The following is a 22,602-nucleotide window of genomic DNA, read 5'->3' on the forward strand; positions in this document are numbered from 1 at the left end:
ACCGGGCTCGGCCCCCTTCGGCCTGTCTGAACGGTTCATGCCATCTGCGAGATAGATCACGAACATCACGGCCCGGGACCGGAGTTCCGGGCCGTGGTGTTCACTGGGGCGCATGCCCGAGCACGTCTCCCGATGGCCCGAAGGACGACCGCTCCCCGCCCTGCCGCAGCAGCGGCAGACGGGGCACCGGTCGGAGTCCGTGGAACTGACCCGCGAGGAGCGGGACGCCTTCGCCGAACTGGCCCGCCGCCTCGGCAACCGCCCCGCCTGAAGCAACCCGATCGCCTGAGACGCCCGGACCGCCCGGGGAACCGGACCGCCCGGCAAAGCCGTACGGACTGCCCGGGAAAGCCGGACCGCCCGAGGAACTGCGGAGCCGGACCGCCTACGAGAAGCGGCCCGAGTCGGAGGGGTGGTCGGTCAGCGCACGGTCCGTCACCGCACGGTCGTCCGTCATCGCACGGTCGTTCGTCACCGCACGGTCCGTCAGCGACCGCCCCGGCCAGGCGAACTCGTCCGCGCGGCGCTCCATCGCCTCCCGGGCCGCCTCCTCGCCGGCGTACACCTCGCACATGTGCCGCCCGTCCGGCGTCGCCGTGTGCTCGACCTCCCAGAGGGAGACCTCCTCGCCGTCGCGCAGCAGGAACGCGTGCTCGTACAGCGTGAAGGCCACCGTCGCCCGGCCCGCCCGGCTGGGGCGGCCGAAAGCCTGGGTGATCTGGTGACCGGCCGCCGTGGCCAGCAGGGCCGCCACGTCCGCACCCGGCCGGTCCGGGTTCTCCGCCCGGCGCAGTAAACGGCGCGCGTGGTCCGCCGAGCCCTCCCCGGCGTACGCGTGCCGCGGCGCGGCGACCGCCGACAGCTGGATGGCCACCGGCAGTTCGAAGTCGGGGGTGTCCGGCCGCAGCGGCAGCCGCGCGGTCGCGGCGCGCAGCTCCTCCTCGTCGGCGTACACCTCGTGCTGCGGCTCGCTGCCCGGCGTGGTGTTGTGCACCAGCTCCCACAGGGTGAGCGCGGAACCGTCCGCCAGCAGCCAGGTGTGGCGGTACGTCTCGCGGTGCAGGCCCTCGCTGTGGTGCGCGGAGTGCAGCGAGCCGTCGTGCGCCAGCGCGCAGTCGAGCAGCCTTATCGTCTCGTCGGGCAACTCGAAGGAGTTCAGGGCGCGGCCGAGGAGCCGCGCGAGGTGCTCCTCCGGAGACTCGGGCGAGTCATGGCCTTCGTACGCTGCCGTCTCGTACGGAACGCTCAAGGTTTCTCCCGGCGTTGCTGCATGTCACCTTGTGGGTGCATACCGTAGCCCCTCGGTCGGACATCATGTCCGGGAACCGAGAAAACGTACGTCCGGGAAAACGCGCGAGCCGCGCGAAAAGTTCCCGCGCGGCCCGGCCGATGCGTCAATAACCCCAGTCTGGGCGGTCGTTCACCCGGTCAGGAGGCGCTGCCCGCCACCCACTGGCTCCACGCCATGTTCCAGCCGTTGAGCCCGTTGTCCGGTGCCACCGTCTTGTCGGGGGAGTTCTTCACGATCACCACGTCCCCGATGAGGGAGTTGTCGTAGAACCACTTGGCGGGCGTGTCGCCCCCGGCGCCCCGGACGTCGGCGAGACCCACGCAGCCGTGGCTGGTGCCCTGGCGGCCGAACGGCGGGTTGCCCTTGTTGTACCAGTAGTTGCCGTGGAGGAACGTCCCCGAGGTCGTCAGGCGCATCGCGTGCGGCACGTCCGGGATGTCGTACTCGCCGCCCAGCCCGACCGTCCGGCTGTTCATCCGGGTCTGGGTGAACTTCTCGGAGATCACCATCTGCCCGTTGTACGTGGTGTGCTGCGCGTCGCCGGTCGAGATCGGGACCGACTTGAGCGTCTTGCCGTCCCGGACCACCGTCATGGTCTGGGTGTTCGCGTCGACCGTGGATACCTGCGAACGCCCGACGGTGAAGGTGACCGTCTTCTTCTGCACCCCGTACACGCCGTCGGCGCCCTCGACCCCGTCCAGGTCGATGTTCATCGTGACCTTGGAGCCGGCCCGCCAGTACTCCTCGGGCCGGAAGTCGAGCCGCTGGCCGTTGAACCAGTGCCCGACGACCTTCTGCCCGCTGCTGGAGGTCACCGAGATGTGCGACTGGACGGCCTTGCGGTCCGTGATCGCCTTGTCGAAGGTGAACGACACCGGCATGCCCACACCCACCGTGGTGCCGTTGTCCGGCGTGTACGTCCCGATGAAGCTGTTCGCGGTCGACACCGTCGTGAAGATGGAGTTGGCCGCGGCCGTCCTGCCGTCGGCATCCTTGGCGGTCGCCGATATCCGGTACTTCGTGCCGCGCTCCAGCTGCTCCTTCGGCTTCCAGACCTTGCCGTCGGCGGAGACCGCACCCGCGACGGCCTCACCGCTGTCCGCGACCGTCATCTTCACCTCGGTCAGCTTGCCGCCGCTGACCTTCACGCCGGTCTTGTTGATGGACGCGCCGGTCGCACCGTCCTTCGCCGAGATGGCGATCTTCGCCACGGACGTCTTGGCGCCGTTCCCGCCGTCCTTCTCGTCGTCCTTGGCGGTGGCGCTGCCCCCGCAGGCGGTGAGCGTGAGGGCGCCGACCATCAGGGCGGCACAGGCCCCCAGAGTGCGCCGCGCTGAAATGTTCGGCGTTGTCACGGGCTGCTCCCAGTTCGTGTGATGTGCGTGATCCGCTCCGGTACGCCAGGGAAGAGGGCCCGGGCCGCCGACCGGGTTCCGCCCGTGCGCGGTGAAGGCCATCACGTGACAGAACCGCGACAAAGTCCGGCTCTCCGGTCCCGACGGCCCCACCCAGCGGCCCTGCTTCAGCGACCTCCGTACAACTCCCCGTACGAGGGCCACGCCCCGCCCGGTCCGTCCACCGGCTCGGCGGCGCGCACCGCCCGCACGATCGCCCGGGTCACCACGTCCGCCCCGGCCGCGAGGATCTCGTTCAGGGCCAGCGGGTCCGCCGCGTCCAGGGCGCGCCCGCCCGTCGCCAGCGCGAAGACCGTGTCCCCGTCGTTGAGCAGGTGCACCGGCCGTACCGCCCGGGCGATCCCGTCGTGCGCGGTGCCCGCCAGCTTCTGCGCCTGCGCCTTGGTCAGGTCCGCGTCCGTGGCCACCACCGCCAGCGTGGTGTTGAGCGGGGGAGGCGCGTGGCGCGCCGCCGTCTCGGCCAGCCGCCCCGTCGCCGCCGCGTGCACGTGCGCCTCGGGGTACTCCACACGCCCCTGGAACAACTCCCCGTACAGCACCCCCGTCTCCGGATCCACCGTCGATCCCGCCGCATTGGCCACCACCAGCGCCGCCACCGTGACACCCGAGCCGAGCACCCTGCTCGCACTGCCGACGCCGCCCTTCACCACCCCCGTGACCGCGCCCGTGCCGGCACCCACGCACCCCTGCGCCACGGGAGCACCGGCCTCGCTCGCCGCCGCGGCCTCGACGGCGGCCCGGCCCGTGGCCGCGTCCGGCCGGGCCCGGAAGTCACCGCCCCGGCCCAGATCGAAGACACAGGCGGCGGGGACCACCGGCACCACGTGCCCGGGATCCGGTCCGACGCGGACCCCTCGCCCCCGTTCCTCCAGCCAGGCCATCACCCCCGACGCGGCGTCCAGCCCGTAGGCGCTGCCCCCGGTGAGCACGATCGCCTCGACCTTGCGCACCACGTTGCGCGGGTCCAGCGCGTCGGTCTCCTTGGTACCGGGGCCACCGCCGCGCACGTCCACCGCGGCCACCGCCCCGCCCTCCGGGGCGAGCACCACCGTGGTCCCCGTGAGCCAACCGTCACCGGCACGCGTCGCGTGCCCCACCCGCAGACCGGCGACATCCGTCAGAGCGTCAACTGTCATGGCCGACAGTCTTGTCCAGGCGCCCGCCGGTACACCGGTACGCGGTACGTCGGGTGTGCCGGTACGCCGGTGGGCCGGCAGGCGGCACCCGGCTGGGGCACCGTGCGGGCTGCTGCCCGCTGCCGGGCGGGGGGCGAGGGCGAGAGGACGCCGTCAGGCCGTCCGGGGCGCCGCTCCGCTGCTCCGCGTGTCCCGGCGCGTGGCCAGGACCTCTCCCGCCACCACCGACAGCGCGCACACCACGCCCGCCGCGAAGACCGCCCAGTCACCGAGGAACGTGCAGCAGATGACCAGCAGGGCCGTCGTCGGCAGCACCATCTGCTGGCCGATGCCCCGCTTGAAGTGCCGCGAGTGCAGGGCCCACAGCGCGAGCAGATAGAGCGCCGTCGGCAGCGTGACGGCCGCCGACGCCGACAGTGTGGAGATGTGTGCCTCGCCCACCGTGTGCTCCACCGCCACCTCCAGACCGGCGCCGATCGCGGCCGCCGAGGCCAGGATCACGTAGTGGCCGTAGCCCCACAGGAACGCCTGCCGGCTGGAGCGCAGGTGCCCGTGGATGGGCACCACGAAGTACAGCCACCACGCGGCGAAGATGATGAGCAGCCCGCCCGCCGCGATCGGGAGGAGCTCGCCCAGCGCGTCGTTCTCGTCGATGCCGGACTTCACGGCGACCGTGGCCGCGGCGATCGTCTCGCCCAGCACGATGATGGTGAACAGCCCGTACCGCTCGGCGATGTGACGCGGATGCCAGGTCGTGGAGCGGTGCCTCTCCGCGAACGGCGGTACGCACATCTCCAGCAGGGCCATCAGCAGGAACCACCACGGCCGGGCGTCCCCGGGCAGGAACAGCAGCCCCAGCCAGCCGACCTGGCAGACCAGCACCCCGCCCGCGTACCGCAGGGCCGTCGCACGCTCCGGGCCCTCGCTCGCACGCGCCACCCGCAGCCACTGCCACACCAGGGCCAGCCGCATGATGGCGTAGCCGAGCCAGACGACGAGGTAGTCGTGCTCCTCGAAGGCCCGTGACACCCCGGCCGCGAGGACCAGCACACCGGCGACCTGCACCAGGGTGACGAGCCGGTAGAGGACGTCGTCGTTGTCGTAGGCGGAGGCGAACCAGGTGAAGTTCATCCACGCCCACCACAGCGCGAAGAACACCATGGCGTAGTCGCGGATCCCCTCGCCCGCGTGCCCCTCGGCGACCGAGTGCACCAGCTGGAGACCCGCCTGGGCGACGGCCACCACGAAGCACAGGTCGAAGAAGAGCTCCAGCGGCGAGGCCGCCCGGTGCGCCTCGCCGCGGTCGCGCGCCCGGAGCGTGCGCAGCGGACCGCGACGGTCCGAGTCGCTTGTGCCGCCGGAACCGGCGGAGCCGCCGGAGGGGTCGGGTGGGGGAGCGGAGCTGGAGGTCATGATCCCCAGCACAACAGAAGGCGCGGGGATTTTCTCCGCGACCGTACCCTGGACGCATGAGTACCGCCCCCGAGTCAGCGCCCGAGCGCGAGCCGCGCGAGCCGAAGCCCGCGCTGGTCTTCGACGACCCGCTCGACCAGCAGTCCTCCGACGACACCGACCGCGGCTGGGGCGACCGCACCGACTCCGGCGGCGCCGCCGCCGACCTCCGCCGCTTCCTGGACGAGAAGCCGCCCCACCACCTGTGAAGCAGCCGGACCGCCGCCCGGCCCGCTACTGCCGGTCGTGTCCGGAGCCGCGTTGGGCGACCAGCGCGTCGCGGATCTCCTTCAGCACCTCCAGCTCGGTCACCTCCATGACCTCCTGCGCGCCCTCCTTCGCCTTGCGGCGGGCCTCCTGCCGGGCCAGGAACTTCGCCATCGGCAGGACCATCAGGAAGTAGACGACCGCCGCGGTGATCACGAAGCTGAGCGCGGCACCGAGAACCGAGCCCCACAGGATCTGGATGCCCTGCTCGCCCTCGCACGAGGAGCTCAGGCACGAGCTGTAGTGGTCGAGGTTCTTGGTCCCGATGGCCCCGACGACCGGATTGATGATCCCCTTCACCACCGCGTTGACGATGTTGGTGAACGCGGCACCGATCACGACCGCCACCGCCAGATCGACGACGTTCCCGCGCATCAGGAAGGCTTTGAAGCCCTGCCAGACGCTCGGTTCCTTCTTCTCGCTCACCTCGGGGCCTCTCCTCGCACACGCAGCCTGTGGAACAAAACGCTCCGCAACCTACGTCAACGCTGGGCCGAACGGCGCACTCGGGTCCCTCCGACGAGGGACGTGACGCGGGAGTCGACGAGACCCTGCACGAGACCTCCGCGGACATCACCACAACGTCACCGCCAACCGTCCGGCGGCACTCGCCCCGGCCAGCCGGGCGGCGGTGTCCCGCGGCACCGAGAGCACGACCAGGGCCCCCGCGTCCGGGGTGTCCTCCAGGGGCTCGGGAACCTTCGTCACCCTGACCCCGCGCGCGACCACCCGGGCATCACCGCCCCCGGCGGTCTCCGCGGCGGCGATGACGTCGACCCGGTCACCTGGCCGCAGCAGCCGCACGGTGGCCGCGTCGGCGATCCGGACGGGCGCCGTCACCCGCCCCGCGGCGGGATGCGCCGGCGCGGCACGGCTTCCGGACACCGGCGCCGTGTGCGCGGGAGGGCGCGCCCCGGGATGACCACGGGCCCCGTCGGCGTCACGCGCGCCCGCCACGGCGAAGGCGATCGCGATGAGCGCGAGCACCGCCGCGAGGAGCCGCCGCCGCTGCCGCCCGGGCCGGCCCGAGAGGCACATGCCGCCGCGCACCCGCACGGGGTCGAACCGCGGCACCTCACTAGTCGCGGGCACCTGCGCCTCCGGCGGCCCCGTGGCAGCGGCCCAGGAGGGGACCGTGGGAAACCTCGGGAGCGGACCGGAGGGGCGAGGGACAGCGCCGCCGGACAGTGGCGCACGGCCGGCCGGCGACGATCGTCCGGACGGCGAGTGAGCGGACGGCGAGTGAGCGGACGGCGAGGACGCCAGGGACACGGGAACCACCACCTGCGACGAGGGACCGGCTTGCGCTCCCACGATGAGGCTCCGCAGCGCCGCCCGCTCCCGCCTGTGGATGTACCATCGACCTGTGGACAACCCGCTCACCGGAAGGGTGACTTCCGCCCCCTCCCGTCCCGACCGGTGGCTCCCGACCTCGCAACAAAGCCTCGCGGCCCCAGCAGCGCCTCGTGGCCACAGCAAAGCCTCGCGGCCCCACACAACGCCTCGCGGCGCCCCAGCCAGCCGCAAACGCCGCCGACTACGGCAGCACGACCCCGGATCCCGCCGACTACGGCAGCACGATCCCCGGATCCATCCCACCCAGCGCCCCCACGCACAGGCAGTCCCGCTCACCGTTCCCCGGCAGCCCGGCCACCGCGTCGAACAGCACCCCGCGCATCCGGTCCACGTTCGCCGAGAACACCCGCAGCACCTCCTCGTGCGAGACGCCCTCCCCGGTCTCCGCGCCCGCGTCGAGGTCGGTCACCAGCGTCAGGGACGTGTAGCAGAGCTCCAGCTCGCGGGCGAGTGCCGCCTCGGGGTGGCCGGTCATGCCCACCACGGACCAGCCCTGCGCCTGGTGCCACAGCGACTCGGCGCGGGTGGAGAAGCGCGGCCCCTCGACCACGACCAGCGTGCCGCCGTCCACCGGCTCCCAGTCCCGGCCGCGCGCCGCCTTCAGCGCGACGGTCCGCCCGGCGGGGCAGTACGGGTCGGCCAGCGACACGTGGACCACGTTCGGCACCGACCCGTCGGGCAGCGGCAGTCCGTCGAAGTAGGAGTTGGCGCGGGCCTTGGTGCGGTCGACCAGCTGGTCCGGCACCAGCAGCGTGCCCGGGCCGTACTCGGGGCGCAGCCCGCCCACCGCGCAGGGGGCGAGGACCTGGCGCACACCGACCGACCGCAGGGCCCAGAGGTTGGCGCGGTAGTTGATGCGGTGCGGCGGCAGATGGTGGCCCCGGCCGTGCCGGGGCAGGAAGGCGACCCGGCGCCCGGCGACCTCGCCGAGGAAGAGGGAGTCGCTGGGAGGCCCGTACGGGGTGTCGACCTGGACCTCGGTCACGTCGTCGAGGAAGGAGTAGAAGCCGGAGCCACCGATGACCCCGACGTCCGCGCCCGCCCCCTCAGCCGCACCCGCGGAGCCCACCGCACCCGCGGACCCCGCGGAGCCCACCGCACCCGTCGCCTTCGCCTTGTTCGCCATGCCCGCACCCTAACCGCACGCGGAAACGCCGAGGACCCCGTCGCCCGGGGGCGACAGGGTCCCGTAAGAAGTGCGGTGAGGGCCGGGCCCTACGCGGCGGTGGTGCTGCTGCTGGACGAGCTGCTCGTGCTCGACGACGAGCCGGAGCCCGAGCCGGACGAGCCGGAGTCCGAGGAGGACGACGACGAGCTCGACGACTTCGACGCGGCCGGGGAGCTGCTCGACGAGGAGCCGCGGCTGTCGTTGCGGTAGAAGCCGGAGCCCTTGAAGACAATGCCGACCGCCGAGAACACCTTCTTCAGGCGGCCCTGGCAGTTGGGGCACTCGGTCAGAGCGTCGTCGGTGAACTTCTGCACCGCCTCGAGGCCCTCGCCGCACTCGGTGCACTGGTACTGGTAGGTGGGCACTGTCTTCCTCCTGGCACTCTCACTCGATGAGTGCTAACGACGGTCCATAGTGACGTATTCCGGCCGCTCAGTCCACTGCCACCGGCACGCGGTGACCCACGCCACGTGCCACCGTCCGTCCGGAGCCGCGTACGGACAGCCGGGAGCGCAGGGACAGGAGGGTCAGCAGGGCCAGGACCGTGCCGCCCATCGGCACCAGGAAACCGGCGCCGTCCCACAGGCGGTCCTCCAGCTGCCCGGCGACCGTGACGGCGGCGGCCTGGCCCAGCGCCACCGCGCCGGTCAGCCAGGTGAAGGCCTCCGTGCGGGCGCCGGCCGGCACCAGCGTCTCGACCAGCGTGTAGCCGGTGATCAGGGCGGGCGCGATGCTCACGCCGACCAGCAGGCCGAGGCCCGCGAGGACCAGCACCGAGTGGGCGGCCCACAGGCCCGACGCCGTGAGCGCGAGCGCGGTGTAGCCGACGACCAGGCGCCGCTGCGGTGCCACCTTCCAGGCGATCGCGCCGCACACCAGGCCGGAGAGCATGTTGCCCGCGGCGAAGACGCCGTAGAGGACGCCGTTCAGGCCCGGCTCGCCGATCGACTCGGTGAACGCGGCCAGCGAGACCTGCATGCCGCCGAAGACGGTGCCGATGCCCAGGAAGGTCACGATCAGCACGCGCACGCCGGGCACGCGCAGGGCGGAGGTGTGCTCCACGCGCGCGTGGCCGCCGCCGGAGACCGTCGGCTGGGTGCTCCTCTGCGCGGCGAACAGCAGACCGCCGACCAGGGTCAGGGAGGCCTCCGTGACCAGTCCCGCGGCCGGGTCGACAGCGGTGCACAGCGCGGTGGCCAGCAGCGGTCCCAGGACGAAGGTCAGCTCGTCCGTGACCGACTCGAAGGCGGCAGCGGTGGTCATCAGGGGGGAGTCGCCGAGCTTCACGCCCCAGCGGGCCCGCACCATGGGGCCGACCTGCGGGACGGAGGCGCCGGTCGGCACGGCGGCCGCGAAGACCGCCCACAAGGGCGCGTCCATGAGGGCGAGCGCGGTCAGCGTCAGCCCGGACAGGGCGTGCAGCAGGACTCCGGGCACCAGCACCGCGCGCTGCCCGTAGCGGTCGGCGAGGCGGCCGCTGTAGGGCGCGAACAGGGCCATGGAGACCCCGGTGGCGGCCGCGACGGCGCCCGCCGCCCCGTAGGAGCCGGTGGTGTGCTGCACCAGCAGCACGATGGAGATGGTGAGCATCGCGAACGGCTGGCGTGCCGCGAAACCGGGGAGCAGGAACGTCCAGGCGCCGCGGGTGCGCAGCAGCCGGCCGTATCCCGGGCGGGCGGAAGCCGTCGAGTTCTTCGACTGCTCCGAGGTGACCGTGGACTCCACGGCCCGTGCCTTTCTGCCGCCTGGTAGCGCCGGCCCCGTCGTGGGCCGTGCCGAGAGCTGTCCTCTTGCGCGGAACTGCGGTAGATGCCGGGGCCCGGTGAGGAGGGGTGTCCCGACCGCCATACGGTCGCGCCAGCTCTGCGTCAGGCAGAGTTGGTTCGATCTGGGTACGCCTTCATCTTACAGGGATCAAGAACAGGGCAGCCTGTGAAAGTGAGCACCATCGGCCGCCCGCCCTGCGATACCGAATCGGACAAAGCGTCCTCTCGTCCTCGGCGTGTCGGGCGGAGGGCCGCGGGCCCTCAGGTCGCCGGTCCGCCCGTGCCCAGCCAGCCGGCCAGCTTGCCGCCGTGCCCCACGGCCCGCAGCCGGCTCTCGGCCGCGTCCCGGACGGGGTCCGTGGCGATCACCAGGAGCTCGTCGCCGCGCTGCAGGATCGTCGTCGGCAGCGGCACGAAGGATTCGCCCCCGCGCACCACGAGCGTCACGGCGGCCCCGTGCGGCAGCCGCAGCTCGGCCACCTCCACGCCGTGCATCTTCGATCCCCGCGGGATCGCCACGGACAGCAGGTGCCCGCGCAGCCGCTCCAGCGGTGCCGACTCGATGCCGAGGTCCGCGGCCTCCGCGTCCTCGCCGAGGCGCAGCGTGCGGCCCAGCCAGGGCAGGGTCGGCCCCTGGACCAGGGTGTAGACGACGACCAGGACGAAGACGATGTTGAAGATCCGGTCGCTGCCGGCGACACCCTTCACCATCGGGATGGTCGCCAGGATGATGGGCACCGCCCCGCGCAGGCCCGCCCAGGACATCAGCGCCGACTCCCGCCAGGGCACCCGGAACGGCGTCAGGCAGGCGAACACCCCGAGCGGTCGCGCCACCATGGTCAGGACGAGCCCGATGACCAGCGCGGGCACGATGTCGTCGCCCAGTTCGTGCGGGGTGACCAGCAGGCCGAGCATGACGAACATGCCGATCTGGGCCAGCCAGCCGAGCCCGTCGGCGAAGCCGCGGGTGGCGGGCCAGTGGGGCAGCCGCGCGTTGCCCATCACCATGGCGGCCAGGTACACCGCGAGGAAGCCGCTGCCGTGGGCCAGCGCACCCGCCGCGTAGGCGACCACGGCGATGGCCATGACGGCGATCGGGTACAGGCCGGACGCGGGCAGCGCCACGTGCCTGAGCCCCCAGGAGCCCAGCCAGCCCACCGCCAGTCCGATGGCCGCGCCGATCGCCAGCTCCAGCAGGATCACGGCGAGCAGCACGTACCAGTGCTCGACCGGTCCGGCGGTGGACAGGGAGACGACGAGGATGACCACGGGGGCGTCGTTGAAGCCGGACTCCGCCTCCAGCGTGCCCTTCACGCGCGCGGGCAGGGGAATCTTGCGCAGTACGGAGAACACGGCGGCCGCGTCGGTGGAGGAGACCACCGCCCCGATGATGAGCGCCTGCCGCCACTCCAGCCCGACCAGGTAGTGCGCGGCCGACGCCGTCACCCCGACGCTCACCGCGACACCGGCCAGCGCCAGCGCCGTGGCGGCCGGCATCACCGGCTCGATCTCCTTCCACTTCGTGCCCAGGCCACCCTCGGCCAGGATCACGACCAGGGCCGCGTACCCGATGACCTGGGTCAGCTCGGCGTTGTCGAAGTGGATGTCGCCCACGCCGTCCTGGCCCATGGCGACACCGATCCCCAGGTACACGAGCAGGCTGGGGAGCCCGCTGCGCGAGGAGATCCGTACCGCTGCGACGGCGACGAGCAGGACGAGCGAGCAGACGAGCAGGAGCTGGTTGAGGTGGTGGACAGTCAGCGGCCGAATCCTTCCCTGGCCCGCACGCACGCGCGTGTGGGCTCTCGTACATCGCACATGACGCAGTGACGCATCGCGCCGACTACTTCGTTACCTTACCTAACTCTTGACGATTTCTTGACGCTCGAGAGGGCAAGATCGAACGCCCGTCCGTTCCGGTTCCCGACTCCGCGTCAAGCGGCGCAAGGCCCTGCGCCTATCGTTGCTCCAGCGCTCAGTTAAAAGCACAGCCGAACCTGCCGCTCGCGTTAGGACAGCAAGGACAGCGATGCCCACCGACACCACCGCCTCAACGGGTCAGCAGCCCGGCAAGTCCGGCAGGAGAAAGGGGCGCAAGGTCCGTCTCCTCGTGCTCGTCCTGGTGCTGGCCCTCCTCGGGGGCGTCGCCTTCGGCGCGTACTGGACCATCAGCACGGTCCGGGCCTCCTTCCCGCAGACCAAGGGCACCCTCACGCTCAAGGGCCTGTCGGGACCGGTCGAGGTCAAACGGGACGGCTACGGCATCCCGCAGATCTACGCCTCCTCCGACGCCGACCTGTTCATGGCGCAGGGCTACGTGCAGGCGCAGGACCGGTTCTACGAGATGGACGTGCGCCGCCACATGGCCTCCGGCCGGCTCTCGGAGATGTTCGGCGAGAGCCAGGTCGACAACGACGAGTTCCTGCGCACCCTCGGCTGGGACCGGGTCGCGGAACGCGAGTACGCGACCAAGCTCTCGGCCGACACGAAGAAGTACCTCCAGGCCTACGCCGAGGGGGTCAACGCCTACCTCGAGGGCAAGGACGGCGAGGACGTCTCCCTGGAGTACGCGGCGCTGGGCTTCACCAACGACTACAAGCCGCAGAAGTGGACCCCGGTCGACTCCATCTCCTGGCTGAAGGCGATGGCCTGGGACCTGCGCGGCAACATGCAGGACGAGATCGACCGCGCCCTGCTGACCAGCCGTCTGGGCCCGAAGCAGATCGCCGACCTGTACCCGCAGTACCCGTACAGCCGGAACAAGGCCATCGTGCAGGAGGGCCAGGTCGACCAGCTGACCGGCGCCTTCTCCCCGGGCGGCTCGGCCGCCGCGTCCGGCGGCGGAACGGCCGGGACCTCCGGCGCGGGCGGCACCGGCGGGACCGGCGGCACCGGCTCGGGTACGGGGGGCACTTCGGGCACGGCGGGCACTCCGGGTGCCTCCGGCACGGCGGGCACCTCCGCCGGGACGTCCGGCCCGTCCGGCACCTCGGGCGTGGAGAGCCAGCTCTCCGGCCTCACCCGGGTCCTGGACGACCTGCCCCCGGCCGTCGGCGTGAACGGCGACGGCATCGGCTCCAACTCCTGGGTCGTCGGCGGGGACCACACCATCACCGGCAAGCCGCTGCTGGCCAACGACCCGCACCTGTCGCCCTCGCTGCCGTCCGTCTGGTACCAGATGGGCCTGCACTGCCGCAGCGTCTCCAGCACCTGCCGGTACGACGTCAGCGGCTACACCTTCGCCGGCATGCCCGGCGTGATCATCGGCCACAACCAGGACATCGCCTGGGGCATGACCAACTCCGGCGTGGACGTCACGGACCTCTACCTGGAGAAGATCACCGGGAACGGCTACCAGTACGACGGCAAGATCAAGCCATTCACCACGCGCGAGGAGACCATCAAGGTCGCCGGCGGGACGCCCAAGAAGATCGTCGTCCGCGAGACCAACAACGGGCCCCTGCTGTCCGACCGCGACGAGGAACTCGTGACGGTCGGCCGCAAGGCCGCCGTCGACACCGCCGCACCCGACCGGGGCGACGGCTACGGCGTCGCGCTGCGCTGGACCGCCCTGCAGCCGGGCCGGACCATGGACGCCGTCTTCGCCATGGGCAGGGCGAAGGACTGGACCGGCTTCCGCAAGGCCGCGGCCCTGTTCGAGGTCCCCTCGCAGAACCTGGTCTACGCCGACACCGAGGACAACATCGGCTACACCCTGCCCGGGAAGATCCCCACGCGCGCGAAGAATCACGACGGGTCCGTCCCCGCACCCGGCTGGGACCCCGACTACCGCTGGACCGGCTACGTCCCGCAGGACGCGCTGCCCTACGAGTACAACCCGGAGCGCGGCTACATCGTCACCGCGAACCAGGCCGTGATCGACGCGGACACCTACCCCTACGCCCTCACCAAGGACTGGGGCTACGGCGCGCGCAGCCAGCGGATCACCGACCTGATCCAGTCGAAGATCAAGGACGGCGGCAAGGTCTCCACCGACGACATGCGGCAGATGCAGCTGGACAGCAGCAGCGAGGTCGCCCGGCTGCTGGTGCCGACGCTGCTGAAGATCGACCCGGAGAACAAGGACGTCCGCCAGGCGCAGAAGCTCCTCGAGGGCTGGGACTACACCCAGGACGCCGACTCGGCGGCCGCCGCGTACTTCAACGCCGTCTGGCGCAACGTCCTCAAGCTCGCCTTCGGCAACAAGCTGCCCAAGGAGCTGCGCCCCAAGGGCCAGTGCCTGTGGGTCAAGCCGGTCAACACCACCGGCCCCGCCGACGAGGCCGGTGAGGTCCGCGAGTGCGGCCGGCGCGACCCCGACCGGGCCCAGCCCGACGGCGGCGACCGCTGGTACGAGGTGGTCCGCAAGCTGATGGACCAGCCCGACAGCGACTGGTGGAAGACGCCCGGGGCGGGCACGCGCGACGGCGCCGCCGACCGCGACCAGCTGCTCAAGCGGGCCATGATCGACGCCCGCTGGGAGCTGACCGCCAAGCTCGGCAAGGACATCGACTCCTGGAGCTGGGGCCGGCTGCACCGCCTGTTCCTGAAGAACCAGACCCTCGGCACGGCCGGTCCCGGCTTCGTCCGGTACGCCCTCAACCGCGGCCCCTGGGAGCTGAGCGGCGGCGAGGCCACGGTCAACGCCACCGGCTGGAACGCCGCCGGCGGCTACGGGGTGGTGTGGGTGCCGTCCATGCGGATGGTCGTGAACCTCGGCGACCTCGACAAGTCCCGCTGGATCAACCTCACCGGCGCCTCCGGGCACGCCTACAGCGCCCACTACGTCGACCAGACGGACAAGTGGGCCGACGGCGAACTGCTGCCGTGGTCCTTCTCGGACCGGGCGGTGGAGAGCAGCACGAGCGACAAGCTGGTGCTCAAGCCCTGACCCGGCGGCACCGCCGGCACGACGGCCCTCCACGCACGCGTGGGGGGCCGTCCGCCGTCAGGGCGGCCGGCTCCGCCCCCGGCCGCCGTCCGGCGTCGCGGCCGACCGGGTCAGCCGCGTCGGCCGAACCGCCGCACCCCCGACGGTGTCACCACCGCGTGCACCGGGCGGTCGTGCGGCTCCTCCGGGACGTGCGCGACGACTTCGCTGTCGTACAGCAGCACCACCAGCGCCGGATGCGCGCCCGCGCGCTCCAGCCGTGCGAGCACCCGGTCGTAGGAGCCCCCGCCGCGCCCCAGCCGCATCCCGCGGGCGTCGACGGCGAGCCCCGGCAGCAGCACGGCGTCCGCCGCGGTCACGGCGTCCGGCCCGAGGCGCTCGCCCGCCGGCTCGTACAGGGCCATCCGCCCGCCGTGCCGGACCCGCGCCAGCGAGGCCCCGCCCTCGTACGCGCCCCAGTCGAGGTCGTTGTCCGGCAGCAGCACCGGCAGCAGCACGCGCACGCCCCGGGCGCGCAGAGCATCGAGGAGCGCAAGCGTCCCCGGTTCACTCCCCACCGATACGTAGGCCGCCACCGTCCTGGCGTCGGCCAACTCGGGCAGCTCCCCCGCCCACCCGGCCAGCGCGGCCGACGTCTCCCGCAGGTCATCGGCTGTCAACCTGCTTCTCATCTCAAGGAATCCACGTCGCAAGGCGCGCTTGCTAGCCTCGCCCGCACGTGCGAAGTCGCTCAATGGTTGCTCCCGTACCGTCGCAATCTGTTCATATGAGTGCCAATGAATCGGAGCCGCAGATTCCAGCACAATGCAGCGGCTAGGGTGTCCGGCATGACACAGTCCCACCCTCGGATCAGCAAGGCTGTCATCCCCGCGGCAGGCCTCGGCACCCGGTTCCTGCCGGCCACCAAGGCCACGCCCAAGGAGATGCTGCCGGTCGTCGACAAGCCGGCGATCCAGTACGTGGTCGAGGAGGCCGTCGCAGCGGGTCTCGACGACGTCCTCATGGTCACGGGCCGCAACAAGCGCCCGCTCGAGGACCACTTCGACCGCAATTACGAGCTGGAATCGGCGCTGCTGAAGAAGGGGGACGAGGACCGCCTCGCCAAGGTCCAGCAGTCCAGCGACCTCGCGACGATGCACTACGTCCGCCAGGGCGACCCCAAGGGCCTCGGCCACGCCGTCCTGTGCGCCGCTCCGCACGTCGGCGACGAGCCCTTCGCCGTCCTCCTCGGCGACGACCTGATCGACCCCCGCGACCCCCTGCTGCAGCGCATGGTCGAGGTCCAGGAGCAGCGCGGCGGCAGCGTCGTCGCCCTCATGGAGGTCGCCCCGGAGCAGATCCACCTCTACGGCTGCGCGGCCGTGGAGACCACCGAGGACAGCGACGTCGTCAAGGTCGGCGGCCTGGTCGAGAAGCCCGACCCGGCAGACGCCCCCTCCAACTACGCGATCATCGGCCGGTATGTCCTCGACCCGCACATCTTCGACGTCCTGAACCGCACCGAGCCCGGCCGCGGCGGCGAGATCCAGCTGACCGACGCCCTCCAGCAGCTCGCCGAGGACGAGAAGATCGGCGGCCCGGTGCACGGCGTCGTCTTCAAGGGCCGCCGCTATGACACCGGCGACCGCGGTGACTACCTGCGTGCCATTGTCCGCCTGGCGTGCGAACGTGAAGACCTGGGCCCGGAGTTCCGGACCTGGCTTCGCAGTTACGTAGCCGAGGAGATGTAGCACGTTGAGCAGCGCCGCGCCCCGCGTCACCGGCCACGACCACACCGGCCCCGGCCACCTGTGGTCGGTGGACGAGCACCTGGAGGACATCCTCGCCACCGTCCGGCCCCTGGAGCCCATCGAGCTGCACCTGCTCGACGCCCAGGGCTGCGTCCTCGTCGAGGACGTCACGGTGCCGGTGTCCCTGCCGCCCTTCGACAACAGCTCGATGGACGGCTACGCGGTGCGGGTCGCGGACGTGGCGGGCGCGAGCGAGGAGTTCCCGGCGGCCCTGGAGGTCGTCGGGGACGTGGCCGCCGGCCAGGCCGAGCCGCTCCACGTGGGCCCCGGCCAGGCCGCCCGCATCATGACTGGCGCCCCCCTGCCGCCCGGCGCCGAGACCGTCGTGCCCGTGGAGTGGACCGACGGCGGGCTCGGCGAGGGCCCGGTGCACGGCATGCGCGCCCGCAGCCTCGCCCCCGAGGGCGCCACCGGCACGGTGCACGTCCACCGCCCGGCCGGCCCCCGCGCGCACGTGCGCGAGAAGGGCAGCGACGTGAAGGCCGGCGACCGCGCCCTGGAAGCGGGCACGGTCCTCGGCCCGCCGCAGATCGCCCTGCTCGCCGCGATCGGCCGCGGCACCGTCCGCGTCCGCCCCCGCCCGCGGGTGGTGGTGCTCTCCACCGGCAGCGAACTCGTCCAGCCCGACACCGAACTGCGCACCGGTCAGATCTACGACTCCAACAGCTTCGCCCTCACCGCGGCCGCCCGGGACGCCGGCGCCCTCGCCTACCGCGTGGGCGCGGTCGCCGACGACGCCGAGACCCTGCGCTCCACCATCGAGGACCAACTGGTCCGCGCCGACCTCGTGGTCACCACCGGCGGCGTCAGCGTCGGCGCCTACGACGTGGTCAAGGAGGCGCTGTCCCACGTCGGCGACGAGGACGAGCCCGGCAGCGGCGTGGAGTTCCGCAAGCTCGCCATGCAGCCCGGCAAGCCCCAGGGCTTCGGCTCCATCGGCCCCGACCACACCCCGCTGCTGGCCCTGCCCGGCAACCCGGTGTCGTCGTACGTCTCCTTCGAGCTGTTCGTCCGCCCGGCCATCCGCACCCTCATGGGCCTGGACGACGTGCACCGCCCCACGACCCGGGCGACGCTCGTCGCGGACAAGGCCCTGACCTCGCCCAAGGGCCGCCGCCAGTTCCTGCGCGCCACCTGCTCCGGCGGCCGGGTCGCCCCCGTCGGCGGGGCCGGATCCCACCTGGTCGCCGCCCTCGCCCACGCGGACGCCCTCATCGTCGTCCCCGAGGACACCGAGTCCGTCGAACCGGGCACCGACGTCGAGGTGGTCCTGCTCGGCCGATAGCCCCAGGTTGGGGGTACCGTGTCGCGCACAGCAGGCCCCGCGCCGCACCGCGACGGGCCCGGACCGGGAGCGCCACACAGCATGAGCACGCAGGATCCACCCAGGCGGGACGGCCCCGCACAGGACCGGCTGACGCACATCGACGAGGCGGGCGCGGCCCGCATGGTCGACGTGTCGGACAAGGACGTCACCGCGCGCACCGCCCGCGCCAGCGGACGCGTCCTCGTCTCGCCCCGCGTGATCGAACTGCTGCGCGGCGAGGGCGTCCCCAAGGGCGACGCCCTCGCGACCGCGCGGATCGCCGGGATCATGGGCGCCAAACGCACCCCCGACCTCATCCCGCTCTGCCACCCCTTGTCGGTGTCCGGTGTGAAACTGGACCTGTCGGTCGCGGACGACGCGGTGGAGATCCTGGCCACCGTGAAGACGACGGACCGCACGGGCGTCGAGATGGAGGCCCTCACCGCGGTCTCCGTTGCCGCGCTCACCGTGATCGACATGGTCAAGGCGGTCGACAAGGGAGCGGTCATCACGGACGTGCGGGTGGAGGAGAAGACGGGCGGCAAGTCGGGCGACTGGAGCCGGGCATGACACACGACGCGCCCACCGGCGGCGCCACGCCGGCCCCGTACCGCGCCCTGGTCGTCACCGCCTCCAACCGGGCCGCCGCCGGCATCTACGAGGACAAGGGCGGCCCGCTGATCGCCGACGGCCTGAAGCGCTTCGGTTTCGCCGTCGACGGCCCCCAGGTCGTCCCCGACGGCGACCCCGTCGAAGCGGCCCTGCGCGCCGGGGTCGAGGCCGGCTACGACGTCATCGTCACCACCGGCGGCACCGGCATCTCGCCCACCGACCGCACCCCCGAGGCCACCCGCCGGGTGATCGACCACGAGGTGCCCGGCATCGCCGAGGCCATCCGGGCGTTCGGCCGCGACAAGGTGCCGACCGCGGCCCTCTCCCGCGGTCTGGCCGGAGTGGCCCGGAGGACGCTGATCGTCAACCTGCCCGGATCCAGCGGCGGGGTGAAGGACGGCCTCGCCGTCCTGGAGCCGCTGCTCGTCCACGCCGCCGACCAGCTGCGCGGCGGCGACCACCCGCGACCCGGCACTGGGGGTGCGAGCTGAACCGCCCGTCCTGGCCCGTCGAGCTGGTGGACGGCGACATCGTCCTCAGGCCCATAAAGCTGCGCGACCAGCGGGCGTGGCGCGAGGTCAACCGGCGCAACCGCGACTGGCTGCGCCCCTGGGAGGCGACGATCCCGCCGCCCACCCCGGGCGGGCCCCTGACCCACCGCCCGACCTTCCGCCAGATGGTGCGCCACCTGCGGTCGGAGGCGAACGCCGGCCGGATGCTGCCCTTCGTGATCGAGTACCGGGGCCAGCTCGTGGGGCAGCTGACGGTCGCCGGGATCACCTGGGGCTCGATGTGCTCGGGGCACATCGGCTACTGGGTGGACGAGGCGGTGGCCGGCCGCGGGGTGATGCCGACGGCGGTGGCCCTCGTGACGGACCACTGTTTCCGCTCCGTCGGTCTGCACCGCATCGAGGTCTGCATTCGCCCGGAGAACGGTCCCAGCCGCCGGGTCGTGGAGAAACTCGGATTCCGCGAGGAGGGACTGCGGCCGCGTTATCTCCACATCGACGGGGCCTGGCGCGACCACCTCGTCTTCGCGCTCACGGCCGAGGAAGTGCCGGACGGGCTGCTCAGGCGCTGGCACCGGGCGCGCTCGCAGAGTAATCCGGGAATGCGCCACCGCCCCGGAAATTGAATAAGTGTTCGAAATTGATCGTCGGATGACCGTCTCGGGGCCATGAATTCCCGGCCCGAGCGGTCCGCTGATCGCATCGGTCACAAGAAAAGTTCGAAATATCAGCCAGATCGTGCGACACACCGGCTCAATTGGCAGATGGCCTCACGCAAACCCCTCTACGGTGTGAGACGTGAGCAGCAGCGGCCTCATCTACGCAGTCATTGTCGGGGCCTGGGCCGCCTACTTGGTGCCGATGTGGCTCCGTAGGCAGGACGAGCTGAACGAGGCCCGTCCGACGGAACGCTTCAGCACCGCCATCCGGCTCCTGTCCGGAAAGGCGGCCATGGAGCGCCGGTACGCCAAGGACCTGCGGGCGCGCTCCGCCGAAGAGGAGGAGCAGGACGCCGACGACCTGGACGCCGCCACCGAGTCGGTGGACGTCCGGGCCTTCGCCGTGTCCACCACCCGTCCGCACACCCAGGTGCCCGTACCGCAGCCCGCCCCCGAGCAGCCGGCCCACCCGGATCCCGCACCGGAACCGGCCGGCCGCGACCTCGCCCCCGACCGCGCGCGCGTACCCGCCGCCCGGCGCGCCTCGCCGCAGGCCGAGGCGGCCGCGGCGCGGGCCCGGCGCTCGAAGGTCCTCGCGCGCCGCCGGCGCACCACGATCATGCTCTTCCTCGCCTTCACCCTCGGCGCGATCGTCGCCGCCGTCGGAGGGCTCGCGTTCCTGTGGGCCCCCGGGGTGCCCGCGGTCATGCTCAGCGTGTACATCGCCTACCTGCGCTCCCAGGAGCGCCGGCGGTTCACCTACCAGATGGACCGCCGCATGGCCGAGGCCGCGGCCCAGCGGCTGCGCGAGCGCCAGCGCCAGCCCCGCAGGCGCCTCGCGGCCGACGAGGAGGCCGGCGAGCCGGAGGCGGGGCCCGACCCGGTCGCCGACCCCGGCCTGTCCGCCCTCGCGGCCGACCGGCGCGCCCTCGTCGAGCAGACCGACCACGCCGAGTGGGTCGACCAGCAGCGCGAGCGCCAGCGGCGGCCCGGTCAGGGCGGCGACAGCTGGGAGCCGGTGCCGGTCCCGCTGCCGACCTACGTGACCGCCCCGGTCGCCCCGCGGGCCACCAGCGACGTGGACCTCGGCGCCCCCGACACCTGGAGCGCGGCACGCTCCAGCGCGGTCGCGCCGGACGCCGAGCAGGAGACCGCCGCCCCGGAACCGGCCGGGGCGGACCCCCGCCCGCAGGACGCGGCCGACGACGACGGGCGCAGCGACGCCCGCCGCGCCGCCTCCGCGCGCCGGGCCCGGGAGCGCGGCCGCACGCCGCTGTTCGATCAGTACGAGGACGGCGAGCGCCCCCGGGCGGCCAACGAGTAGTCCCGCGAACCCGCAGGTGGCCGCCCCTCCGGAACGGATTTCCAAGCAGGCCGATCGGGGTGCTAAAGTTTCACTCGTTGCAAGGGCCTGTGGCGCAGTCCGGTAGCGCACCTCGTTCGCATCGAGGGGGCCAGGGGTTCAAATCCCCTCAGGTCCACGCAGCTCAGAGCCCGGTCGGGAAACCGACCGGGCTCTGACGTATGTTCAGGGCCCGACCGGTCGGTGGGTGACCGCAGCCGGTCCGCGCCAGAGGTGACACGGGCCACAGCCGGGCCGCTCGCTGAGCCCCCGTCAGGCGCCCTCGGCGCCCGGCCGCAGGTCCTTGGCGAAGCAGCGGCTCGCCTCGTGATGGCGGTAGTAGCCGAACTTGGTGCAGGGCGCGTACCCACTGGACGTGTACAGGGCGATGGCCTCGGGCTGCTTCGTGCCGGTCTCCAGGACCATGCGGACCCGGCCCGCCGCGCGGGCGTCCTCCTCCAGGGCGGCCAGGATGCGGCGGGCCAGACCCCGGCCGCGCATCTGCTCGATCACGTACATCCGCTTGAGCTCGGCGTCCCCGTCGAGGTTGCCCTCGCCGTTGGCGTCCTGCCTGCGCCAGCCGCCCGAGGCGACCGGTGTGCCGTCGGCGTCGTAGGCGACCAGGTAGGTGCCGTTCGGCGGGTCGAAGTCCGCGGCGGCCATGGGGGTGGCGTCACCGTCGTCCCCGTAGCGGACGGCGTACTCGGCCTGGACCTGGTCGTTCAGCTTCATGGCGTCGGGGTGGTCGAAGGAGACCCGGCGAATGTGCATGACAGACACGGTATGCGATCCGGAACTGGACTCTGTCCAGGGTGCCGGTATCGTGCCGGGGTGCTGACTGTGACCTCTGTGAATGTGAACGGGCTGCGGGCCGCCGCGAAGAAGGGCTTCGTGGAGTGGCTCGCCGGGACCGCGGCCGACGTGCTGTGCCTGCAGGAGGTGCGGGCCGAACCGGAGCAGCTGCCCGAGCACGTCCGGGCGCCCGAGGGCTGGCACGTCGTGCACGCGCCGGCCGCCGCGAAGGGCCGGGCCGGGGTGTCGCTGTACAGCCGCCGCGAGCCCGACCGGGTGCGCGTCGGCTTCGGCTCCGCGGAGTTCGACGGCAGCGGCCGGTACGTGGAGGCGGACCTGCCGGGCGTCACCGTCGCCTCGCTGTACCTGCCCTCCGGTGAGGTCGGCACGGAGCGGCAGGACGAGAAGGAGCGCTTCATGGGCGAGTTCCTCGCCCATCTGAAGGAGCTGCGGCAGCGGGCCGCCGCCGAGGGGCGCGAGGTGCTGGTCTGCGGCGACTGGAACATCGCGCACGAGAAGGCCGACCTGAGGAACTGGCGCGGCAACCAGAAGTCCTCCGGCTTCCTGCCCGCGGAGCGCGCCTGGCTGACCAGCGTCCTCGACCCGGCCGACGGAGGCTACGTCGACGTGGTCCGGGCCCTCCACCCGGACACGGAGGGCCCGTACTCGTGGTGGTCGTACCGGGGGCGGGCCTTCGACAACGACACAGGCTGGCGCATCGACTACCACGTCTCCACGCCCGGGCTCGCCGAGCGGGCGGTCAAGGGGTTCGTGGAGCGGGCCGCCACGCACGCCGAGCGGTGGTCCGACCACGCCCCCGTCACCGTGGTCTACGACCGCTAGGCCGCGC

The 22,602-nt window shown here is 72.4% G+C and carries 21 protein-coding genes, 1 tRNA gene and 1 pseudogene; 11 read left to right on the plus strand and 12 right to left on the minus strand.

Annotated elements, in window-relative coordinates; translation table 11 throughout:
* Nucleotides 1-112 precede the first annotated feature (112 nt).
* Entirely contained in the window at nucleotides 113-271 is a 159-nt protein-coding gene (locus tag ACFYWG_RS28695; RefSeq protein ID WP_376326804.1) for a hypothetical protein, read from the plus strand.
* Between the two features lie 246 nt (nucleotides 272-517).
* Here the strand turns inward: ACFYWG_RS28695 and ACFYWG_RS28700 are convergent.
* From ACFYWG_RS28700 to ACFYWG_RS28715, 4 genes and pseudogenes are all read right to left on the minus strand, one after another.
* Nucleotides 518-1,249, minus strand: a pseudogene (locus tag ACFYWG_RS28700) (DUF6227 family protein); the annotation flags it as partial.
* Nucleotides 1,250-1,428: 179 nt separating this feature from the next.
* On the minus strand, nucleotides 1,429-2,646 hold the full coding sequence (locus tag ACFYWG_RS28705; protein ID WP_376326801.1) for an Ig-like domain-containing protein: 1,218 nt from the start codon (nucleotides 2,644-2,646) through the stop codon (nucleotides 1,429-1,431).
* A gap of 167 nt (nucleotides 2,647-2,813) precedes the next feature.
* Nucleotides 2,814-3,842 (minus strand): P1 family peptidase, encoded by a 1,029-nt coding sequence (locus tag ACFYWG_RS28710; protein WP_389204122.1) that lies wholly within the window; start codon nucleotides 3,840-3,842, stop codon nucleotides 2,814-2,816.
* A 153-nt stretch (nucleotides 3,843-3,995) separates the two neighbouring features.
* Complete coding sequence (locus ACFYWG_RS28715) at nucleotides 3,996-5,255, minus strand: low temperature requirement protein A (RefSeq protein WP_389204123.1); 1,260 nt, start codon at nucleotides 5,253-5,255, stop codon at nucleotides 3,996-3,998.
* Between the two features lie 56 nt (nucleotides 5,256-5,311).
* On the opposite strand from ACFYWG_RS28715, the gene ACFYWG_RS28720 reads away from it, so the two are divergent.
* Complete coding sequence (locus tag ACFYWG_RS28720; protein WP_383502934.1) at nucleotides 5,312-5,503, plus strand: hypothetical protein; 192 nt, start codon at nucleotides 5,312-5,314, stop codon at nucleotides 5,501-5,503.
* A gap of 25 nt (nucleotides 5,504-5,528) precedes the next feature.
* Here ACFYWG_RS28720 and mscL read toward each other — a convergent pair whose 3' ends face one another.
* The 6 genes from mscL to ACFYWG_RS28750 form a co-directional block, all read right to left on the minus strand.
* Entirely contained in the window at nucleotides 5,529-5,987 is a 459-nt protein-coding gene (gene mscL, locus ACFYWG_RS28725) for a large conductance mechanosensitive channel protein MscL (RefSeq protein WP_383502937.1), read from the minus strand.
* Nucleotides 5,988-6,134: 147 nt separating this feature from the next.
* Complete coding sequence (locus tag ACFYWG_RS28730) at nucleotides 6,135-6,653, minus strand: RcpC/CpaB family pilus assembly protein (protein WP_389204124.1); 519 nt, start codon at nucleotides 6,651-6,653, stop codon at nucleotides 6,135-6,137.
* 475 nt (nucleotides 6,654-7,128) lie between these two features.
* A complete protein-coding gene (locus ACFYWG_RS28735; RefSeq protein WP_389204125.1) occupies nucleotides 7,129-8,043 on the minus strand; it encodes an S-methyl-5'-thioadenosine phosphorylase in 915 nt (304 codons plus the stop codon).
* Nucleotides 8,044-8,132: 89 nt separating this feature from the next.
* Nucleotides 8,133-8,450 carry an FmdB family zinc ribbon protein gene (locus ACFYWG_RS28740; protein ID WP_383502946.1) on the minus strand — a complete coding sequence of 106 codons (318 nt, stop codon included), beginning with the start codon at nucleotides 8,448-8,450 and terminating at the stop codon, nucleotides 8,133-8,135.
* Nucleotides 8,451-8,517: 67 nt separating this feature from the next.
* Nucleotides 8,518-9,810, minus strand: coding sequence for an MFS transporter (locus ACFYWG_RS28745; protein WP_389204126.1), 1,293 nt, complete (start codon nucleotides 9,808-9,810; stop codon nucleotides 8,518-8,520).
* 302 nt (nucleotides 9,811-10,112) lie between these two features.
* Nucleotides 10,113-11,642 carry a potassium/proton antiporter gene (locus ACFYWG_RS28750; RefSeq protein ID WP_383502952.1) on the minus strand — a complete coding sequence of 510 codons (1,530 nt, stop codon included), beginning with the start codon at nucleotides 11,640-11,642 and terminating at the stop codon, nucleotides 10,113-10,115.
* A gap of 238 nt (nucleotides 11,643-11,880) precedes the next feature.
* On the opposite strand from ACFYWG_RS28750, the gene ACFYWG_RS28755 reads away from it, so the two are divergent.
* Complete coding sequence (locus tag ACFYWG_RS28755; protein WP_389204127.1) at nucleotides 11,881-14,742, plus strand: penicillin acylase family protein; 2,862 nt, start codon at nucleotides 11,881-11,883, stop codon at nucleotides 14,740-14,742.
* A 110-nt stretch (nucleotides 14,743-14,852) separates the two neighbouring features.
* Here ACFYWG_RS28755 and ACFYWG_RS28760 read toward each other — a convergent pair whose 3' ends face one another.
* The gene (locus tag ACFYWG_RS28760) at nucleotides 14,853-15,413 is read right to left on the minus strand and encodes a 5-formyltetrahydrofolate cyclo-ligase (RefSeq protein ID WP_389204128.1); all 561 of its coding nucleotides are present in this window, start codon (nucleotides 15,411-15,413) and stop codon (nucleotides 14,853-14,855) included.
* 156 nt (nucleotides 15,414-15,569) lie between these two features.
* On the opposite strand from ACFYWG_RS28760, the gene galU reads away from it, so the two are divergent.
* From galU to ACFYWG_RS28795, 7 genes are all read left to right on the plus strand, one after another.
* Entirely contained in the window at nucleotides 15,570-16,472 is a 903-nt protein-coding gene (galU, locus tag ACFYWG_RS28765; RefSeq protein WP_376326781.1) for a UTP--glucose-1-phosphate uridylyltransferase GalU, read from the plus strand.
* A gap of 4 nt (nucleotides 16,473-16,476) precedes the next feature.
* Entirely contained in the window at nucleotides 16,477-17,817 is a 1,341-nt protein-coding gene (gene glp / locus ACFYWG_RS28770) for a gephyrin-like molybdotransferase Glp (RefSeq protein ID WP_389204129.1), read from the plus strand.
* Between the two features lie 81 nt (nucleotides 17,818-17,898).
* Nucleotides 17,899-18,408 carry a cyclic pyranopterin monophosphate synthase MoaC gene (gene moaC, locus ACFYWG_RS28775; RefSeq protein WP_376326778.1) on the plus strand — a complete coding sequence of 170 codons (510 nt, stop codon included), beginning with the start codon at nucleotides 17,899-17,901 and terminating at the stop codon, nucleotides 18,406-18,408.
* A complete protein-coding gene (locus tag ACFYWG_RS28780; RefSeq protein ID WP_389204130.1) occupies nucleotides 18,405-18,941 on the plus strand; it encodes a molybdenum cofactor biosynthesis protein B in 537 nt (178 codons plus the stop codon). The genes moaC and ACFYWG_RS28780 overlap by 4 nt, the downstream gene beginning before the upstream one ends.
* A gap of 23 nt (nucleotides 18,942-18,964) precedes the next feature.
* On the plus strand, nucleotides 18,965-19,585 hold the full coding sequence (locus ACFYWG_RS28785; protein WP_376327054.1) for a GNAT family N-acetyltransferase: 621 nt from the start codon (nucleotides 18,965-18,967) through the stop codon (nucleotides 19,583-19,585).
* Between the two features lie 172 nt (nucleotides 19,586-19,757).
* Nucleotides 19,758-20,942, plus strand: a complete 1,185-nt coding sequence (glpR, locus tag ACFYWG_RS28790) for a gephyrin-like molybdotransferase receptor GlpR (RefSeq protein ID WP_383502967.1) — start codon at nucleotides 19,758-19,760, stop codon at nucleotides 20,940-20,942.
* An 83-nt stretch (nucleotides 20,943-21,025) separates the two neighbouring features.
* Nucleotides 21,026-21,099, plus strand: a tRNA-Ala gene (locus ACFYWG_RS28795).
* 134 nt (nucleotides 21,100-21,233) lie between these two features.
* Here the strand turns inward: ACFYWG_RS28795 and ACFYWG_RS28800 are convergent.
* Nucleotides 21,234-21,731: a GNAT family N-acetyltransferase gene (locus ACFYWG_RS28800; RefSeq protein ID WP_376326772.1), complete on the minus strand. Its 498-nt coding sequence runs from the start codon at nucleotides 21,729-21,731 to the stop codon at nucleotides 21,234-21,236.
* Nucleotides 21,732-21,791: 60 nt separating this feature from the next.
* On the opposite strand from ACFYWG_RS28800, the gene ACFYWG_RS28805 reads away from it, so the two are divergent.
* The gene (locus ACFYWG_RS28805; RefSeq protein WP_376326771.1) at nucleotides 21,792-22,595 is read left to right on the plus strand and encodes an exodeoxyribonuclease III; all 804 of its coding nucleotides are present in this window, start codon (nucleotides 21,792-21,794) and stop codon (nucleotides 22,593-22,595) included.
* Nucleotides 22,596-22,602 lie beyond the last annotated feature (7 nt).

This window comes from Streptomyces sp. NPDC003456, from assembly GCF_042878735.1.
Taxonomy (GTDB): domain Bacteria; phylum Actinomycetota; class Actinomycetes; order Streptomycetales; family Streptomycetaceae; genus Streptomyces.

Bases quoted from the DNA above. Each gene is read 5' to 3' on its own strand.
- ACFYWG_RS28720 (WP_383502934.1), top strand. From the start codon at position 5,312: ATGAGTACCGCCCCCGAGTCAGCGCCCGAGCGCGAGCCGCGCGAGCCG.
- ACFYWG_RS28760 (WP_389204128.1), bottom strand. From the start codon at position 15,413: ATGAGAAGCAGGTTGACAGCCGATGACCTGCGGGAGACGTCGGCCGCG.
- galU (WP_376326781.1), top strand. From the start codon at position 15,570: ATGACACAGTCCCACCCTCGGATCAGCAAGGCTGTCATCCCCGCGGCA.
- ACFYWG_RS28710 (WP_389204122.1), bottom strand. From the start codon at position 3,842: ATGACAGTTGACGCTCTGACGGATGTCGCCGGTCTGCGGGTGGGGCAC.
- ACFYWG_RS28695 (WP_376326804.1), top strand. From the start codon at position 113: ATGCCCGAGCACGTCTCCCGATGGCCCGAAGGACGACCGCTCCCCGCC.
- ACFYWG_RS28735 (WP_389204125.1), bottom strand. From the start codon at position 8,043: ATGGCGAACAAGGCGAAGGCGACGGGTGCGGTGGGCTCCGCGGGGTCC.
- moaC (WP_376326778.1), top strand. From the start codon at position 17,899: ATGAGCACGCAGGATCCACCCAGGCGGGACGGCCCCGCACAGGACCGG.
- ACFYWG_RS28800 (WP_376326772.1), bottom strand. From the start codon at position 21,731: ATGCACATTCGCCGGGTCTCCTTCGACCACCCCGACGCCATGAAGCTG.
- ACFYWG_RS28755 (WP_389204127.1), top strand. From the start codon at position 11,881: ATGCCCACCGACACCACCGCCTCAACGGGTCAGCAGCCCGGCAAGTCC.
- ACFYWG_RS28715 (WP_389204123.1), bottom strand. From the start codon at position 5,255: ATGACCTCCAGCTCCGCTCCCCCACCCGACCCCTCCGGCGGCTCCGCC.
- ACFYWG_RS28780 (WP_389204130.1), top strand. From the start codon at position 18,405: ATGACACACGACGCGCCCACCGGCGGCGCCACGCCGGCCCCGTACCGC.